Annotated in this window: 16 protein-coding genes; 7 read left to right on the plus strand and 9 right to left on the minus strand. The window is 72.6% G+C overall.

Translation table 11 applies throughout. From position 1 onward, the window contains the following. Positions 1-1,497: phosphate acetyltransferase (pta, locus tag ACYC1Z_RS08950; protein ID WP_461409179.1), on the plus strand; the 1,497-nt coding region annotated here is incomplete at its 5' end. Then, positions 1,494-2,699, plus strand: coding sequence for an acetate/propionate family kinase (locus ACYC1Z_RS08955; protein ID WP_461409180.1), 1,206 nt, complete (start codon positions 1,494-1,496; stop codon positions 2,697-2,699). The genes pta and ACYC1Z_RS08955, both read left to right, overlap by 4 nt. Before the next feature lie 24 nt (positions 2,700-2,723). Here ACYC1Z_RS08955 and ACYC1Z_RS08960 read toward each other — a convergent pair whose 3' ends face one another. From ACYC1Z_RS08960 to ACYC1Z_RS08975, 4 genes are all read right to left on the minus strand, one after another. Next, a complete protein-coding gene (locus ACYC1Z_RS08960) occupies positions 2,724-4,190 on the minus strand; it encodes a class II fumarate hydratase (RefSeq protein ID WP_461409181.1) in 1,467 nt (488 codons plus the stop codon). A gap of 38 nt (positions 4,191-4,228) precedes the next feature. Beyond that, on the minus strand, positions 4,229-4,402 hold the full coding sequence (locus tag ACYC1Z_RS08965) for an HPr family phosphocarrier protein (RefSeq protein WP_461409182.1): 174 nt from the start codon (positions 4,400-4,402) through the stop codon (positions 4,229-4,231). Next, the gene (locus ACYC1Z_RS08970; protein ID WP_461409183.1) at positions 4,399-5,523 is read right to left on the minus strand and encodes a GuaB3 family IMP dehydrogenase-related protein; all 1,125 of its coding nucleotides are present in this window, start codon (positions 5,521-5,523) and stop codon (positions 4,399-4,401) included. The genes ACYC1Z_RS08965 and ACYC1Z_RS08970 overlap by 4 nt, the downstream gene beginning before the upstream one ends. A 90-nt stretch (positions 5,524-5,613) precedes the next feature. Next, a complete protein-coding gene (locus ACYC1Z_RS08975; RefSeq protein ID WP_461409184.1) occupies positions 5,614-6,312 on the minus strand; it encodes an NUDIX hydrolase in 699 nt (232 codons plus the stop codon). A 142-nt stretch (positions 6,313-6,454) separates the two neighbouring features. Between ACYC1Z_RS08975 and ACYC1Z_RS08980 the strand changes: the two genes are divergently transcribed. Next, positions 6,455-7,258 (plus strand): exonuclease domain-containing protein, encoded by an 804-nt coding sequence (locus ACYC1Z_RS08980; protein WP_461409185.1) that lies wholly within the window; start codon positions 6,455-6,457, stop codon positions 7,256-7,258. Here the strand turns inward: ACYC1Z_RS08980 and guaB are convergent. Next, complete coding sequence (gene guaB, locus ACYC1Z_RS08985; protein WP_461409186.1) at positions 7,243-8,757, minus strand: IMP dehydrogenase; 1,515 nt, start codon at positions 8,755-8,757, stop codon at positions 7,243-7,245. The genes ACYC1Z_RS08980 and guaB overlap by 16 nt on opposite strands. Positions 8,758-8,897: 140 nt before the next feature. Next, positions 8,898-9,950: a MerR family transcriptional regulator gene (locus ACYC1Z_RS08990; RefSeq protein WP_461409187.1), complete on the minus strand. Its 1,053-nt coding sequence runs from the start codon at positions 9,948-9,950 to the stop codon at positions 8,898-8,900. A 209-nt stretch (positions 9,951-10,159) separates the two neighbouring features. Here ACYC1Z_RS08990 and ACYC1Z_RS08995 point away from each other — a divergent pair, with 209 nt between their 5' ends. Then, entirely contained in the window at positions 10,160-10,450 is a 291-nt protein-coding gene (locus ACYC1Z_RS08995; protein ID WP_461409188.1) for a WhiB family transcriptional regulator, read from the plus strand. 76 nt (positions 10,451-10,526) lie between these two features. Here the strand turns inward: ACYC1Z_RS08995 and groES are convergent, their stop codons facing one another. Beyond that, positions 10,527-10,823 carry a co-chaperone GroES gene (gene groES / locus ACYC1Z_RS09000; protein WP_461409189.1) on the minus strand — a complete coding sequence of 99 codons (297 nt, stop codon included), beginning with the start codon at positions 10,821-10,823 and terminating at the stop codon, positions 10,527-10,529. A gap of 269 nt (positions 10,824-11,092) precedes the next feature. Here groES and ACYC1Z_RS09005 point away from each other — a divergent pair, with 269 nt between their 5' ends. After that, on the plus strand, positions 11,093-12,304 hold the full coding sequence (locus ACYC1Z_RS09005; protein WP_461409190.1) for a class I SAM-dependent methyltransferase: 1,212 nt from the start codon (positions 11,093-11,095) through the stop codon (positions 12,302-12,304). A 47-nt stretch (positions 12,305-12,351) separates the two neighbouring features. Here ACYC1Z_RS09005 and ACYC1Z_RS09010 read toward each other — a convergent pair whose 3' ends face one another. Beyond that, positions 12,352-13,407: a zinc-dependent alcohol dehydrogenase family protein gene (locus ACYC1Z_RS09010; RefSeq protein WP_461409191.1), complete on the minus strand. Its 1,056-nt coding sequence runs from the start codon at positions 13,405-13,407 to the stop codon at positions 12,352-12,354. A gap of 132 nt (positions 13,408-13,539) precedes the next feature. On the opposite strand from ACYC1Z_RS09010, the gene ACYC1Z_RS09015 reads away from it, so the two are divergent. Together ACYC1Z_RS09015 and ACYC1Z_RS09020 are read left to right on the plus strand one after the other, a co-directional pair. Further along, positions 13,540-14,670, plus strand: coding sequence for a glutamate--cysteine ligase (locus tag ACYC1Z_RS09015; RefSeq protein ID WP_461409192.1), 1,131 nt, complete (start codon positions 13,540-13,542; stop codon positions 14,668-14,670). 50 nt (positions 14,671-14,720) lie between these two features. Then, a complete protein-coding gene (locus ACYC1Z_RS09020) occupies positions 14,721-15,143 on the plus strand; it encodes a PadR family transcriptional regulator (protein WP_461409193.1) in 423 nt (140 codons plus the stop codon). Here the strand turns inward: ACYC1Z_RS09020 and tsaD are convergent. Further along, positions 15,133-16,176 carry a tRNA (adenosine(37)-N6)-threonylcarbamoyltransferase complex transferase subunit TsaD gene (tsaD, locus tag ACYC1Z_RS09025; RefSeq protein WP_461409194.1) on the minus strand — a complete coding sequence of 348 codons (1,044 nt, stop codon included), beginning with the start codon at positions 16,174-16,176 and terminating at the stop codon, positions 15,133-15,135. The two genes, ACYC1Z_RS09020 and tsaD, sit on opposite strands and share 11 nt — an antisense overlap. Positions 16,177-16,260: the final 84 nt, after the last annotated feature.

A 16,260-nucleotide genomic window follows, 5' to 3' on the forward strand; every position in this document is an offset into this window, starting at 1 on the left:
GCCCGCGACCCCATGGGCGCGCTCGACGGTGAGCTGCTCACCGGCGAGGACGCCATGCTCGACCGCGAGGCGGAGCACCTGCTCGTCTCCGGCATGAACACCGAGCACGTCCTCGAGCGGCTCCGGGACGGCCAGCTCGCCATCACCGCGGGGGACCGCCCCGAGGTCCTCATCCCCCTCGTCGCCGCGCACGCCTCCGAGACGTTCCCCTCCCTGGCGGCCATCGTGCTCAACGGCGGGTTCCGTCCGTCCCCGCAGGTCACCAAGCTCGTCGAGGGCCTGAGCACGCGGCTGCCGATCATCCTCACGCAGCACGGCACGTACGAGTCCGCCTTCATCGTGGCCAACACCCGGGGGGTGTTCTCCCGGGGCACGCAGCGCAAGCGGGACACCGCGCTGGGGCTGTTCGAGCAGCACATCGACGCCGAGGAGATCATGCGGGCCGTCGAGGTCACGCGCAGCGACGTGGTCACCCCGCTGATGTTCGAGTCGAAGCTGCTCGAGCGGGCCCGGGCCGACCGGCAACGGATCGTGCTGCCGGAGGGCGACGACGACCGCATCCTGCGCGCCGCCTCGACCCTGCTCTCCCGGCAGGTCGCCGATCTGATCATCCTGGGCAACGAGGCGCGGGTGCGGGCCCGGGCCGCCGAGCTCGGCCTCGACATCGACGCCGCCCGGATCATCGACCCGGCCACGTCCGAGCTGACCGAGCCGTTCGCAGCGGAGTACGCCCGCCTGCGCGCCCACAAGGGCATGACCATCGAGCGTGCCCGGGAGATCGTCCAGGACGTCTCCTACTTCGGCACGATGATGGTGCACCTGGGCGACGCCGACGGCATGGTCTCGGGCGCGGCGCACACCACGGCGCACACCATCAAGCCGTCGTTCGAGATCATCAAGACCAGGCCGGGCACGGCCATCGTGTCCTCGGTGTTCTTCATGTGCCTGACGGACCGCGTCCTCGTCTACGGCGACTGCGCCGTCAACCCCGACCCCACCGCCGACGAGCTGGCCGACATCGCCATCTCCTCCGCCGCCACGGCCGCGCAGTTCGGCGTCGACCCGCGCGTGGCGATGCTGTCCTACTCCACCGGCCAGTCCGGCTCCGGGGCGGACGTGGAGAAGGTCCGCTCGGCGACGGAGACCGTGCGGGAACGCCGTGCCGACCTGTTCGTCGAGGGCCCGATCCAGTACGACGCCGCCGTGGACGCCTCCGTGGCACGCACCAAGCTGCCCGACTCCGACGTCGCCGGTCGGGCCACCGTCTTCATCTTCCCTGACCTCAACACCGGCAACAACACCTACAAGGCCGTGCAGCGCTCGGCCGGCGCCGTGGCGGTCGGCCCGGTGCTGCAGGGCCTGAACAAGCCCGTCAACGACCTCTCGCGCGGCGCCCTCGTGCAGGACATCGTCAACACCGTCGCCATCACAGCCGTGCAGGCACAGGCCGAGAAGGCCGCCCGCGCCGGCGCCACCCCCCAGGAGATCCACGCATGAGCCCCCGCCACACGGTCCTCGTCATCAACTCGGGCTCGTCCTCCATCAAGTACCAGCTGGTCGACCCGGACGAGGGCACCGCGATCGCCTCCGGCCTCGTGGAGCGCATCGGGCAGTCCACGGGACACCTCCAGCACAAGGCCCACGGCACCATCACCGAACGGCACGACCCCGTCCCGAACCACAGCGAGGGCCTGCGCCAGGTGCTCGCCCTCTTCGCGGAGGTCGGCCCCGCCCTGCACGAGGCGAACATCGTCGCGGTGGGCCACCGCGTCGTCATGGGCGGCAAGTACTACGACGGGCCGGCGCTCATCGACGACGAGGTCGTCGACCTCATCGAGCGGCTCGCCCCGCTGGCCCCCCTGCACAACCCGGCGAACCTCACCGGGATCCAGGTGGCCCGCGAGCTGCTGCCCGACGTGCCCCACGTGGTCGTCTTCGACACCGCATTCTTCAAGAACCTGCCCGACGACGCCGCCACGTACGCCCTCGACCGCGAGGTCGCCGAACGGTACTCGGTGCGCCGCTACGGCGCGCACGGCACGTCCCACCAGTACGTCTCGGCCAGGGTCAGCGAGATCCTGGGCCGCGACGACCTCAAGCAGGTGGTCCTCCACATCGGCAACGGCGCGTCCGTCTCGGCGGTCGTCGCCGGCCGGGCCGTCGACACCTCCATGGGCCTGACCCCGCTCGAGGGCCTGGTCATGGGCACCCGCACCGGTGACATCGATGCCGCGGTGGTCTTCCACCTGGCGCGCAACGCGGGCATGAGCATCGACGAGATCGACGACCTCTTCAACAAGCGTTCCGGCCTGCTCGGCCTGACCGGCGAGTCCGACCTGCGCGAGATCCACCGGCTCGTGGGTGCGGGCAGGGAGGACGCGAAGCTCGCACTGGCCGTCTACAACCGCCGCCTGCGCAAGTACGTCGGCGCCTACGCGGCCGTCATGGGCGGCCTGGACGCCATCACGTTCACGGCCGGCGTCGGCGAGAACGACGACATCGTCCGCGCCGGCGCGCTGGCCGGCCTGGAGTTCCTCGGGGTCCGGCTGGACCCGGAGAAGAACGCTGCCGACTCCTGCGCGGCGCGGGTGATCTCCGCCGACGACTCGGCCGTGGCGGTGCTGGTCGTCCCGACCAACGAGGAACTCACCATCGCCCGCCAGGCGATGTCCCTGCTGCCCGCCGATCTTCCGCTGTAGGCCGTCCGCCGGGCGTGCCGGCGGCTACGCCCGGGCAGGCCCGGTCATGGAGCGCACGTCGAGCGCGGCGTCGAGCTGCTCGGGCGTGACCTCGCCCCGCTCGACGTAGCCGAGGGCCTCGACGGCGGCGCGGACCGTGATGCCCTCCTTGACGCAGTGCTTGGCGATCTTGGCCGCGGCCTCGTAGCCGATGATCCGGTTCAGCGGGGTGACGATCGACGGCGAGGACTCGGCGAGCTCGAGGCACCGGTCCACGTTGGCGACCAGCCCGTCGACCGTCTTGGTGGCCAGCACGCGGGAGATGTTGCCGATCAGCGTGATGGACTCCAGCAGGTTGCGTGCCATGACGGGCAGCATGACGAGCAGGTCGAAGTTGCCCTGCGCGCCGGCGAACGCGATGGCGGCGTCGTTGCCGATGACCTGCGCGGCTACCTGGACGGTCGCCTCGGGGACCACGGGGTTGACCTTGCCGGGCATGATCGAGGAGCCGGGCTGGAGGTCGGGCAGGGCGAGCTCACCGAGGCCGGTGCGCGGCCCGGAGCCCATCCAGCGCAGGTCGTTGGCGATCTTGGTCAGCGACACCGCGATGGTTCGCAACGCCCCGGACGTCTCCACGAGGGAGTCCTGCGCGGCCTGCGCCTCGAAGTGGTTGTGCGCCTCGACCAGCGCCAGGCCGGTGTGCTCGGCGATGAGCTCGATGACGCGTGCGGAGAACCCGGCCGGGGTGTTGATACCGGTCCCGACGGCGGTGCCGCCCAGAGGGAGCTCGGCGAGGCGCGGGAGCGCCGCCCGCACGCGGGCGATGCCGTAACGGATCTGGGTCGCGTAGCCGGAGAACTCCTGCCCGAGCGTGATGGGGGTGGCGTCCATGAGGTGGGTGCGTCCGGACTTCACGACGTCCCGGAACTCCGTGGCCTTGCGCTCGAGCGAGGCGGCGAGGGTCTCCAGGCCGGGGAGCAGCTCGTCGGTGACGGCCTGCATCGCGGCGATGTGGATCGAGGAGGGGAAGACGTCGTTGGAGGACTGCGAGGCGTTGACGTGGTCGTTGGGGTGCACCGGGCGGCCCAGGCGCGTGCCGGCCAGGTGGGCGACGACCTCGTTGGTGTTCATGTTCGACGACGTGCCCGAGCCGGTCTGGAACACGTCGATCGGGAACTGCGCGTCGTGCCGGCCGGAGATGACCTCGTCCGCGGCCGCGACGATGGCGTCGGCGACGTCGCGATCGAGCACGCCGAGCTCGGCGTTGGCGATGGCCGCGGCCCGCTTGACCTGGCCGAGCGCGGCGATGTGATGGCTGGAGAGGCCGCGTCCGGAGATCGGGAAGTTCTCGACGGCGCGCTGCGTCTGAGCGGAGTACAGAGCCTCCCGGGGGACCCTCACCTCGCCCATCGTGTCGTGCTCGATGCGGAAGTCGTCGGTGGTGGTGTGCTGCGTCACTGCTGCTCCAGACGTGTGAGTGCCGGCACCTCTGCCGGGCGATGTCGGGGTCATACTCTCACCTGCCGGTGACGGGGCTCACGCCCGGCCGGTCAGGCAGCCAGGTCGGTGCCGAGCAGCTGCGCCGGCTCATCGAGCACCGGCTCGGTGCCCTCCCCCTCGGGGGTGCGCGTCACCTCGTCGCCGTGCTGGGCTCCCAGCGGCACGACGGCCAGGACACTCGGGGCATCCAGCAGTTCGCCGGCGCCCCCACCCGCCGTCGTCACTCGGGGTCGTAGGGCGAGACGACGACCTCGACCCGCTGGAACTCCTTGACGTCGGAGTAGCCGGTCGTCGCCATCGTGCGGCGCAGGGCGCCGATGAGGTTGACGGTGCCGTCCGCGATGCGGCTGGGTCCGTGCAGGATCTCCGCCATGGTGCCGACCGTGCCCACGTGCACGCGCTCGCCGCGCGGCAGCTCGGGGTGGTGCGCCTCGGAGCCCCAGTGCCAGCCCCGCCCGGGCGCCTCGTCGGCGCGGGCGAGGGCTGCGCCGAGCATGACGGCGTCGGCCCCGCACGCCACGGCCTTGACGAGGTCGCCGGAACGGCCCACCCCACCGTCGGCGATGACGTGCACGTACCGGCCACCCGACTCGTCCATGTAGTCGCGGCGCGCGGCGGCGACGTCCGCGACGGCGGTGGCCATGGGGGCGTGGATGCCGAGCGAGCGCCGCGTGGTGTGTGCGGCACCGCCGCCGAAGCCGACGAGGACGCCGGCCGCACCGGTGCGCATGAGGTGCAGGGCGGCGGTGTAGGTCGCAGCGCCGCCGACGATGACGGGGACGTCGAGCTCGTAGATGAACCGCTTGAGGTTCAGCGGCTCCGCGCGGGAGGAGACGTGCTCGGCGGAGACGGTGGTCCCGCGGATGACGAACAGGTCCACGCCGGCCTCGACGACGGTGCGCCAGTGCTCCTGCGTGCGCTGCGGGGACAGGCTGCCGGCCACGGTGACGCCGGCGGCACGGATCTCGCGCAGGCGCTGCGTGATGAGCTCGGGCTTGACGGGCTCGGCGTAGATCTCCTGCATGCGGCTCGTCGCACGCTCCGGGGTGAGGTCGACGATCTCCTCGAGCACGCTGTCGGGCTGCTCGTACCGGGTCCACAGGCCCTCGAGGTCGAGCACGCCGATGCCGCCGAGGCGGCCGAGCTCGATCGCCGTCGCCGGGCTCATGACGGAGTCCATGGGTGCGGCGAGGACCGGGATCTCCACGTGGTAGGCGTCGATCTGCCAGCTCACCGAGACGTCCTCGGGGTCCCGGGTGCGCCGGGAGGGGACGACGGCGACGTCGTCGAAGCTGAAGGCACGCCGTGCGCGCTTGCCACGGCCGATCTCGATCTCGTTGGTCACCCTTGCAGGTTACCGGGCGCCGCCGACACCGGGCTCACGCGGCCGAGACGTGACCGCTCCCTCGGCCCGCACCAGGGCCCGTGCGCGCGTTCAGTCCTCGCGCGGGACCCAGAACCGGTCGGTGGGATCGCGCCGCAGGCGCACCTGGCTGTCCCGGTCCCACTCGCCCGACCAACCGAGCTCGGCGAGCACGTGGTCGATCAGGTTGGCGGTCATGCCCCACACGAGCCCGTCCGGCAGCAGGAACCCGGCCGTGCTGCGGTTGAGGACACGGACGGTGCGGCGGACGGCCGGGTCGACCAGCGTCGCCACGGAGACGCGGATGGTGTGCGCCACCTCCCCCGGCTCCACCGCCGTCGCCCGGGCGGCGTGGTCGGTCCAGCCGAGCACCGGGGTGACGACGTACCTGGTCACGGGCACGAGCAAGGGGTCGAGCCGGCCGAGCACCTCGACGAGGTCGGGCCGCAGGCCGATCTCCTCGTGCGCCTCGCGCAGCGCCGCCTGGACGACGTCCTCGCCCTCCTCGAGGCGCCCGCCGGGCAGCGCGATCTCGCCCGGGTGGTGGCGCAGCTCCCGCGAGCGCTGGACGAGGAACAGGTCCGGCGCGTCGGCGTCGGACGGGGCGGGTGTGAACAGCACGAGCACGGCCGAGCTGCGGAAGTCCCGGGCCAGCTCCGCGTCGAAGGCGTTGAGCCCGGCGAGGGGCCGCGCGGCACCGTCCCGCGCCCGGTCCCCGAGCAGCCGCAGGTCGTCCCGGCGCTGCTGCCAGCGATCGACCACCTCACCCACCTCGCCACCTCCTGCCCGTCCACCGGCCCCACCGTGCCCGGTGGTCTGCCCGGCATTCGATCACACTCCACCGGAGGGGGCGCCCCGCCTCCCCGGCGATGTCGGCGGTCGCTGGCAGAGTGCGTGGGACAAGGAGGCCGCGATGAACCACTGGTCAGCAGGTCCGTTGCTCGGTTTCGACACCGAGACCACCGGGGTGGACGTCGTCACGGACCGGATCGTGACCGCCGCCCTGGTCCGCCGGGACGCCGGGGTCACGTCGGCGCGTACCTGGCTCATCGACCCGGGCGTGGCGATCCCCGCCGGGGCGGCCGCCATCCACGGGGTGAGCACCGAACGTGCCCGCGCGGCGGGCATGGCGCCGGTCGTGGCGCTGGAGCAGATCGCCGCCGTCCTCGTGGCGGCGCAGGAGGAGGGAGTGCCGGTCGTCGCCTTCAATGCGGGGTACGACCTGTCCCTGCTCGAGAACGAGCTCGCCCGGCACGGGCTGCCCGGCCTGGCCGAGCGCATGTCCGGCACCCTGACGGTCCTCGACCCGCTCGTCCTGGACCGGCACGTCGCCGGCTCCCGTACGGGCCCTCGCCGGCTCGGCGACCTGTGCCAGGTCTACGGCGTGCCGACCGGTGACCTGCACACCGCGGAGGTGGACGTCGTCGCCACGCTGGACCTGCTGGCCCAGATGGCCGGCCGTCACCCGCGGCTGGCCGCGGCCACCCCCTCGCAGCTGCACTCCACCCAGGTCGCCGCCCACGAGACCTGGGTGCGCTCGTACAACCGGTGGCGTGCGCGCCGGGGTCTGTCCGGGCCGGGCGCCGCCCACGGCTGGCCGATGCCGGACCGGTCCACGCGTTGGACGCGCCTGGTCCGTCGCGTCACCTGGGGCCTCGACCGGCTGCTCGGACTCCCCCGGCGCCGGCGCCGCGGCCGGCGTCAGCGGCCGGAGTAGTTGGGCGCCTCGACGGTCATCTGGATGTCGTGCGGGTGGGACTCCTTGAGCCCGGCCGGGGTGATGCGCACGAACTGGCCGCGCTGCTGCAGCTCGGGGATCGTCCGGGCGCCCACGTAGAACATCGACTGGTGCAGCCCGCCGACGAGTTGGTGCGAGACCGAGGCCAGCGGACCGCGGTAGGGCACGCGCCCCTCGACGCCCTCGGGGATGATCTTGTCGTCGGTGTCCACGTCGGCCTGGAAGTAGCGGTCCTTGGAGTAGGAGACGCGGCCGCGGGAGGCCATCGCGCCGAACGAGCCCATGCCGCGGTAGTGCTTGAACTGCTTGCCGTTGACGAAGATCAGCTCGCCGGGCGACTCCTCGCAGCCGGCCAGCAGCGAGCCGAGCATGACCGTGTCCGCGCCCGCGACGAGGGCCTTGGCGATGTCCCCGGAGTACTGCAGACCGCCGTCGGCGATGACGGGCACGCCGGCGGGCTTGCACGCCTGGGCGGCCAGGTGGACGGCGGTGACCTGGGGCACACCCACCCCCGCGACCACGCGCGTGGTGCAGATCGAGCCCGGTCCGACCCCGACCTTGACCGCGTCGACGCCGGCGTCGACCAGCGCCTGCGCGCCGGCGCGGGTGGCGACGTTGCCACCGATGAGCTGGACGTTCGCGAACGCCTTGTCCTTCTTCATCTTCGCGACCATGTCGAGCAGGAGGCGCGCCTCACCGTTGGCGGTGTCGGCCACCAGGACGTCGGCGCCGGCCTCGGCGAGCGCGGTGGCCCGCTCCCACGCGTCGCCCCAGTACCCGATGGCGGCGCCGACCATGAGTCGACCCTCGCCGTCCTTGGTGGCGTCGGGGTACTGCTCGGACTTGACGAAGTCCTTGACGGTGATCAGGCCGCGGAGGCGACCGGCGTCGTCGACCAGCGGCAGCTTCTCGATCTTGTGCTTGGCGAGCAGCCCGGCGGCGTCGTCGGAGCTGATGCCCACCGGGCCGGTCACCAACGGCATGGGCGTCATGGCGTCCCGGACGGTGCGGGTGGCGAACTCCGCACCCGGGATGAAGCGCAGGTCGCGGTTGGTGATGATGCCGAGGAGGACGCCGTCGGGGGCGACCACCGGAAGGCCGGAGACGCGGTACCTCCCGCACAGCTCGTCGAGCTCGGCGAGGGTGGCGTCCGGGCCGATGGTCACCGGGTCGGTGATCATGCCCGACTCGGAGCGCTTGACGACGGTGACCTGCTGGGCCTGGTCCTCGACGGAGAGGTTGCGGTGCAGGATGCCGATGCCGCCCTGGCGAGCCATCGCGATGGCCATGCGCGCCTCGGTGACGGTGTCCATCGCGGCGGAGATCAGCGGGACCCGGACCTCGATGCCGCGGGTGAGCCGCGAGGTCGTGGCCACCTCCGACGGGATCACGTCGGTGGCCCCCGGCAGCAGGAGCACGTCGTCGTAGGTCAGGCCCACCAGGGCGAACGGGTCGGGCGTCGCATGCGTCTCGGTCACCTTGACGATCCTACGTGCGCGCGGGTGCGGCCGGCGCGGCGTCCGAGAGCTGTCGCGGGTCCCACATCCTGGTCCCTGGTGCGGCGCTGGTGGCGCTCCCTCGGTCACCTCCGACCGGGCACCGAAGGCCCGCGACCCGGCTACGCCTCGAGCTCCTCCAGGAGCGCGACGATCTCCTCGACGGCGGCCAGCGGGCTGCGCACCCGCCGTACCTGCGGGAGCCAGAGGTCGGGGGCGTCCGCACCCACCAGGAACACCTCGACGCCATCGGCGGCGGCCCGGCGCACCAACGCCTCCGCCCCGGGCGGGTGGCCCAGCACGGCCATGACCCGCACGCCCCGCCGGGCCATCACCCGGCTCTCCGGTTCAGCCGCCTCGGCGCTCTCCGTGCGCCGTACCCTGGCGCGCACCCCCCGTTCGGCGAGGGCGGCACCGAGCACGTGAGCACCCGTGCGGCGGTCGGGGCCGGCCACCAGGACGACGGTCCGCTCCGGCGGCGGTGTCGGGGCACCCGTGCGCAGCAGCTGCACCGGTGGTGTGCGCGCCTGCTCGGCGGCCGCGGTCACCTCGCGCACGACGGTGAGCACCGCCGCGTCGATCAGTACCTCAGGGTCCACGCCCGGCCGGTCGCTGCTCTCGCGCTTGCCGAGCAGCGCGCGTGCGGGAACCACGAGGCCCGTCCACATCCGCAGGATGCCCTGGTCCGTGAACTCCTGCTCGAGCATGCGGTGCACCCGGGGCTCGTCCGGCTCGAGTGCCGCGGCCGCGAGCGTGAGGGGGTCCACGAGCATGCGTTGGTGGGGCCGCTCAGGGTCGGTGGGCCGACGGCGTCCGGACACGCTCACGAGCTCGGCAGCACCCTCCTTGACGCCGTCCGGGCGGGCCTTGGCGGCTTCGGCGGCATCCACCGGGGCCACCCCCTGCAGGGTCAGGTGCCGCATCCGCACCAGCCGCGCGACGTCGGCAGGGGTGTAGCGGCGGTGGGCGCCGGCCTCGTGGGACGAGGGGCCGAGCCCGTACCGCCGGTCCCAGGTCCGCAGGGTCGAGGCGGCGACGCCGAGGCGTGCGGCCACCGCGGCGACGGTCAGGGGGGCTCCGCTCGGGGACGACACCATGTGCGACCCGGACCCACCGTCGCCATCGACGACGCCTCCGCCGCCGACGCGTCGGGCGCCGGTCGCGGGTCCGTTCACGCCCCACCACCTCTCACCATGAATCGATGATGAACCGATTCGCGCCCCGGCGCCATCCGGCCCGCCCCGGGAGCGCACCACCACGGCCACGGAACGTCCGGTTGACCAACTGCCGAAAGGGTCTTGAACAAGTTACGCATCGGTTGCTACGTTGTCGACATCGCGATGAGGCGAATCGTCCAGGCACCACAGACGGAAGGGGAGAGACGATGGCTGAACTGTCCAGGCTTCCAGGACCGGTCATGGATCTGTGGGAGTGGCAGTACCAGGGGGCGTGCCGTGACGCCGACCCGGCGCTGTTCTTCCATCCGGAGGGTGAGCGCGGGGGCACCCGGCGCCGGCGCGACGAGGGCGCCAAGGCGATCTGCGCGGCGTGCCCCGTGATCGAGGAGTGCCGTCAGCACGCGCTGACCGTGCGCGAGCCCTACGGCGTCTGGGGTGGCCTGAGCGAGGATGAGCGTCAGACGATCCTGACGGGGCCCCAGCGCCGCGCCTCCTGATGGCACGCCGCGCGCCTTCCAGGGCATGACGAAGCCCCGGTCCTCCGTGGAGGACCGGGGCTTCGTGCTGCCGAGGTTACTTCTCGACGACGGCGAGGATGTCGCGCGCGGAGAGGATGAGGTAGTCCTCGCCCGCGTACTTCACCTCGGTGCCGCCGTACTTGCTGTAGATGACGACGTCGCCGACAGCGACGTCGAGCGGGACCCGGTTGCCGTTGTCGTCGACACGACCCGGACCGATCGCCAGGACAGTGCCCTCCTGGGGCTTCTCCTTGGCGGTGTCCGGGATGACGAGACCGGATGCCGTGGTCTGCTCGGCCTCGAGGGTCTGAACGACGATACGGTCCTCGAGCGGCTTGATGGAGACCGACACTGCGGACCTCCCCTTCGCATGAGTGATGGGACAGAACATGGGCGCCCCCTTCGTTCCCGGGACCGCCGTCGCGGGGGTCGGGCACGGAATCTCCGGTGAGCGCAGCCGCGGCCCCGTGGGGGACCGCGCCTGACACAAATCTAGGCCGCAGTTAGCACTCGGTCAAGGTGAGTGCCAGCAAGCGTCGTCCGCGACGGCCCGGCGTACCCGGAACGGCAGCCCGTGGCCGCGCCGACCGTCGTCTCCGCCGGCGGTGGCAGGATCGTCCGGTGGACTCCCCCTCGCTCGACCTGCTCCTCGCGCCGGCGGGCAGAGCGCTCCTCGCGGCCCTTCCCCCGTACCGCCAGGGCGACGTGCTCGCGCTGTCCACGGCGCTACGGGCCGAGCACCCGCCCGAACTGGTGGCCGCCGCCCTGACCCAGTCGCGCCTGCGGGCCCGTGCGGCGACGAAGCTCGGCGATCGGGCCGCCGGCATGCTGTTCACCACGGCCGGCCTCGAGCAGGCCACCCGAGCGGTGGTCTCGGCCCACCACGCCGCCCGGTACGTCGCCGCCGGTCGCACCCGGGTGGCGGATCTGGGCTGCGGCCTCGGATCGGACGCCATGGCCCTGGCCGCGCGCGGCCTGGGGGTCCTCGCCGTCGAGTCCGACGCCGTCACGGCGCGGCTGGCCGCGGAGAACCTCGCCCCGTGGCCCGCGGCACAGGTGCATCACGGCGACGCCCTGGCCATGGACCTCGAGGGCGTGGACGCCGTCTTCGCCGACCCGGCCCGCCGCCGGAGCGGGCGCCGGATCTTCGACCCCGCCGCCTACTCCCCCCCACTGGACGCCCTGCTGGCGCTGCGCGCCCGGGTGCCCGCGGTGGGGCTCAAGGTCGCCCCCGGCCTTCCCCATGCCGCCCTGCCGCGCGAGTGTCACGCGCAGTGGGTGAGCGTGGACGGCGACGTCGTCGAGGCCGGCCTGTGGTTCGACGTGCTGGCCCCCGAGGGACCGGGCCGCTCCGCGCTCGTCCTGGCGGGCGAGCACGCGCACCCGCTCGCGGAGGCGCCCGACCTGCCGCGTGCCCGCACGGCACCGGACGCCCCCGCCCGCTCCGGGCAGGTGCGCCGGCTCGGGGAGTACCTCTACGAGCCCGACGGCGCCGTCATCCGGGCCGGCCTGGTCGCACGCCTCGCCGAGCTGCTCGGCGCCGGCCTGGTGAGCCCGGACATCGCCTACCTGACCGCCGACCGGTTCGAGCCCACCCCCTTCGCGACCGCGTACCGAGTGCTCGACCATCTCCCGTTCGGGCTGAAACGGCTGCGGGCCTACCTGCGCGAGCGCGACGTCGGCATCCTGACCGTGAAGAAGCGGGGCACCGCCGTCGAGCCCGAGCAGCTGCGCCGGCAGCTGGCGCTGCGCGGGAGTGCGAGCGCGACCGTGGTACTGACACGGCTCGACGACCAGCACAGTGTGCTGGTCGTCGAGTCGGTCGGGCGCTAGCGGCCGACCTCGGTCGGTCGCCGGCGATCGTCAGTGCGTCGGGCGCGTCAGCCCGAGATCACCACCTTCAGCGCCTGCGTCTCCGCGGCGCGCGCGAAGGTGTCGTAGGCGTCGAGCATCTGGTCGAACGTGAAGCGGTGGGTGGCGAACCTCTCGGCGGCCAGCTTCTGCTGGGCGACGAGCTTGAGCAGCATCGCCGTCGTCGAGGTGCTGACCAGGCCCATGGTGATCGAGATGTCCTTGATCCACAGGTCCTGCAGGGGCAGCTCGACGGCCTTGCCGTGCACGCCGACGTTGGCGACCGACCCGCCGGGACGCACGATGGCCGTGCATGCCGCGAAGGTGGCCGGGATGCCGACAGCCTCGATCGCCACGTCCACGCCGAGCCCGTCGGTCATCGCCATGACCTGCTCGACCCAGTCGGCCGCGCCGCTGTTGACGCCGTCGGTCGCGCCGAACTTCTTCGCCTGCTCGATCCGGTTGTCGTCGAGGTCGATGGCGATCACGCGCGCGGCGCCGTAGAGCCCGGCGGTCATCATCGCGGAGAGGCCGACCGGCCCGGCTCCGACGACGGCGACGACGTCACCGGGCTTGACCCGGCCGTAACGCACCCCGATCTCGAACCCGGTGGGCAGGATGTCGGAGAGCATCACGGCGGCCTCGTCGCTGACACCGGCGGGCACCTTGTACAGGGAGTTGTCAGCGAAAGGCACCCGCACGTACTCGGCCTGGGTGCCGTCGATGAGGTGACCGAAGATCCAGCCGATGCCGGAGGCCCCCTCCTCGGCGAGGCAGTGCGAGTACAGGCCCTGGTGGCAGTACGAACACGACCCACAGGCGCTGACGCACGAGATGATGACACGGTCGCCCACGGCGAACGTGGAGACGGCGGAGCCGATCTCGGTGATGGTGCCGACGCCCTCGTGCCCGAGGATGCGGCCGGGTGTGACGGCGGGGACGTCACCCTTGAGGATGTGCAGGTCGGTGCCGCAGATCGTGGTGGTGTCGACCTTCACGATGACGTCGGTGGGCGCGACGATCGTCGGGTCCGGGACCTCTTCCCACTCCTTGTGCTGCGGGCCGTGGTAAACGAGCGCCTTCATGGAACCTCCTTGTTCATGCGGTGGACGGGGCCGGTTTCGCCCCAAGCTCTAGTCTGGAGCGGTCCTGGGGTGGGCTCCGGGACGTTCGTCCCGAGGGCGCGCAGGAGTGCCCGACGCGGCACACTGGGGGACGTGGATCTCTCCTTCGCCCGCTCCGCGCGGTCGTCGGTGGGCCTGGAGTGGGAGCTCCAGCTCGTCGACGCCGACTCCGGGGACCTTCGGCAGGCGGGCGCGCACGTGCTCGAGCGGCTGGCCGGGCCGGGCCGCTCACCCCACCCCGGCGTGCACCCGGAGCTGCTGCTCAACACGGTCGAGATCGTCACGGGGGTGTGCCGGACCGTCGGCGAGGCCGGGCGGGACCTGCAACGATCCATCGACGACGTCCGCGAGGTCACCGACGGGCTCCGCATCGAGCTCGTCGGGGCGGGCACGCACCCGTTCGCGCAACCGGCGTTCCAGAAGGTCACCGACAAGGCCCGGTATGCCACACTCATCGACCGCACCCGGTGGTGGGGTCGGCAGATGCTGCTGTACGGCCTCCACGTGCACGTCGGCATCGAGGACCGCACGAAGGTGCTGCCGATCCTGCGGGCCATGATGACGCGGTTCGCACACCTGCAGGCCCTCGGCGCTTCGTCGCCCTTCTGGGCCGGGGAGGACACCGGCTACGCCTCCAACCGGGCGCTGTGGTTCCAGCAGCTACCCACCGCCGGCCTGCCCTACGAGTTCGACACGTGGGCGGAGCTGGAGCACTACGTCGACGACATGACCCGCACCGGCGTCATCGACTCCTTCGGCGAGCTGCGCTGGGACGTCCGACCCTCCCCCGGCCTCGGCACGATCGAGGTGCGCGTGTGCGACTCCGCCACGAACATGCGCGAGGCGCTCGCCCTGGCCGCCCTGACCCACTGCCTCGTCGAGGACTTCTCCAGCCGGCTCGACGCCGGGGAGACCCTGCCCACGGTGCCGCGCTGGTTCGTGGTGGAGAACAAGTGGCGCTCGGCGCGGTACGGCATGGCGGCCATCCTCATCCTCGACGACGCCGGCACGGAGGAGCTCGTCACCCAGACGGTCGCCCGCCTGCTCGTCGACCTCGCCCCCGTGGCCGACCGGTTGGGCTGCACCGAGGAGCTGGGCTGGGTCCAGGGGATCCTCGACGGCGGAGCCTCCTACCAGCGCCAGCTCCGCATCGCCAGGGACGGCGCGCTCGACGCCGTCGTGGCGTCCCTGGTGGCCGAGATGCGGGCCGGGCACCCGCTGTGAGGTACCGCCCACTATTCGTTCATATCGGCTAGCGGTCGTAACCTGTCGGCATGCGTACCACCGGCGTACCACCCCGGGACCCCCAGCTGCTCAAGGGTGTCCTGCCGATGCTGATCCTGGCCCTGCTCCGCTCGCGGGACTCCTACGGTTACGAGCTCGTCACGCGGCTGCGGGACGCGGGCCTGACCGACATCGCGACGGGGTCCGTCTACCCCGTCCTGAACCGCCTCGAGCGCGACGGCCGGCTGGACTCCTACCTCGTACCGTCCTCCGCCGGTCCGGCCCGCAAGTACTACACCCCTACCCCGGCGGGCCTGGAGCACCTCGTCGCGCAGCGCCGAGGTTGGCAGCGCCTGGACGACGTCGTCGCTGTGGTGCTCGTGCCCGACCCGTGGCCGTCGGGCGCCGACGCCGGCCACGGGCTCGCCCCCGCACGGAGCACCCCGCGCCGTGGGTCGGCCCTCAGATCCTGATGAGCTCCAACGGCATGCCCGAGTCGGTGGGCAGGTCCAGGGACGACGGCGCGACCCCCTCCCGGACGAGGGCCGAGCCGAGGGCGGCGATCATCGCGCCGTTGTCGGTGCAGTACCGGATCGGCGGGATGCGCACCGTGATGCCGTGGGCGGTGGCCCGTTCGGCGGCAAGCTCGCGCAGGCGGGAGTTCGCGGAGAACCCGCCGCCGATGACCAGGGTGTCGCACCCGTGCACCTGGCAGGCGGCGAGCGCCTTGCGGGTGAGGACGTCGGCGACGGACTCGGAGAAGCCGGCGGCGACGTCGGCCGCGGGGAGCGCCTCGCCGCGGTCCTCGTACCCCTCGACGAAACGGGCGACGGCCGTCTTCAGGCCGGAGAACGAGAAGTCGTAGGGGTGGCGGACCTTGTCCTTGCCCTGGGAGAGCCCGCGCGGGAAACGGATCGCGTCCCGGTCGCCGGTCTGGGCGAGCCGGTCCACGTGGGGGCCGCCGGGGTACGGCAGCCCGAGCAGGCGGCCCACCTTGTCGAACGCCTCGCCGGCGGCGTCGTCGAGCGTCTGGCCGAGCTCGGTCACGCCGGTGGCGATGTTGTCCACGAGCAGCAGCGACGTGTGCCCGCCGGAGACGACCAGGGCGATGAACCGCTCCGGGAACGCGCCGTGCACGAGCTCGTCGACGGCGGCGTGCCCGATGACGTGGTTGACGCCGTAGAGCGGCTTGCCGGCGGCGAGCGCGAGAGCCTTGGCGCCAGCGGCTCCGACCGTGAGTGATCCGACGAGGCCCGGCCCGGCGGTGACGGCGATCGCGTCGATCTGGGAGAGGTCGACGTCGGCCGCCTCGAGCGCGGCGTCGATCGTCGGGACGAACGCCTCGAGGTGCGCGCGCGAGGCGACCTCGGGGACGATGCCGCCGTACCGTGCGTGCTCGTCCATCGAGGAGGCGGTGACGTCGGCGACCAGCTCGCGGCCACGGACGACGGCCACGCCGGTCTCGTCGCAGGAGGTCTCGATGCCGAGGATGAGGGGTTCGCTCACCGGTCCAGGGTAGTCGCCGGGCCGGGACGGCGCGGCGCCGGGACGACGTCGGCCGGGCACCCCCTCGCGGGGCGCCGGCCGTCG

The organism is Georgenia sp. (assembly GCF_054605595.1).

Bases quoted from the DNA above. Each gene is read 5' to 3' on its own strand.
- ACYC1Z_RS08955 (WP_461409180.1), top strand. From the start codon at position 1,494: ATGAGCCCCCGCCACACGGTCCTCGTCATCAACTCGGGCTCGTCCTCC.
- ACYC1Z_RS08960 (WP_461409181.1), bottom strand. From the start codon at position 4,190: ATGACCCCGACATCGCCCGGCAGAGGTGCCGGCACTCACACGTCTGGA.
- ACYC1Z_RS08980 (WP_461409185.1), top strand. From the start codon at position 6,455: ATGAACCACTGGTCAGCAGGTCCGTTGCTCGGTTTCGACACCGAGACC.
- ACYC1Z_RS08995 (WP_461409188.1), top strand. From the start codon at position 10,160: ATGGCTGAACTGTCCAGGCTTCCAGGACCGGTCATGGATCTGTGGGAG.
- ACYC1Z_RS09010 (WP_461409191.1), bottom strand. From the start codon at position 13,407: ATGAAGGCGCTCGTTTACCACGGCCCGCAGCACAAGGAGTGGGAAGAG.
- ACYC1Z_RS09020 (WP_461409193.1), top strand. From the start codon at position 14,721: ATGCGTACCACCGGCGTACCACCCCGGGACCCCCAGCTGCTCAAGGGT.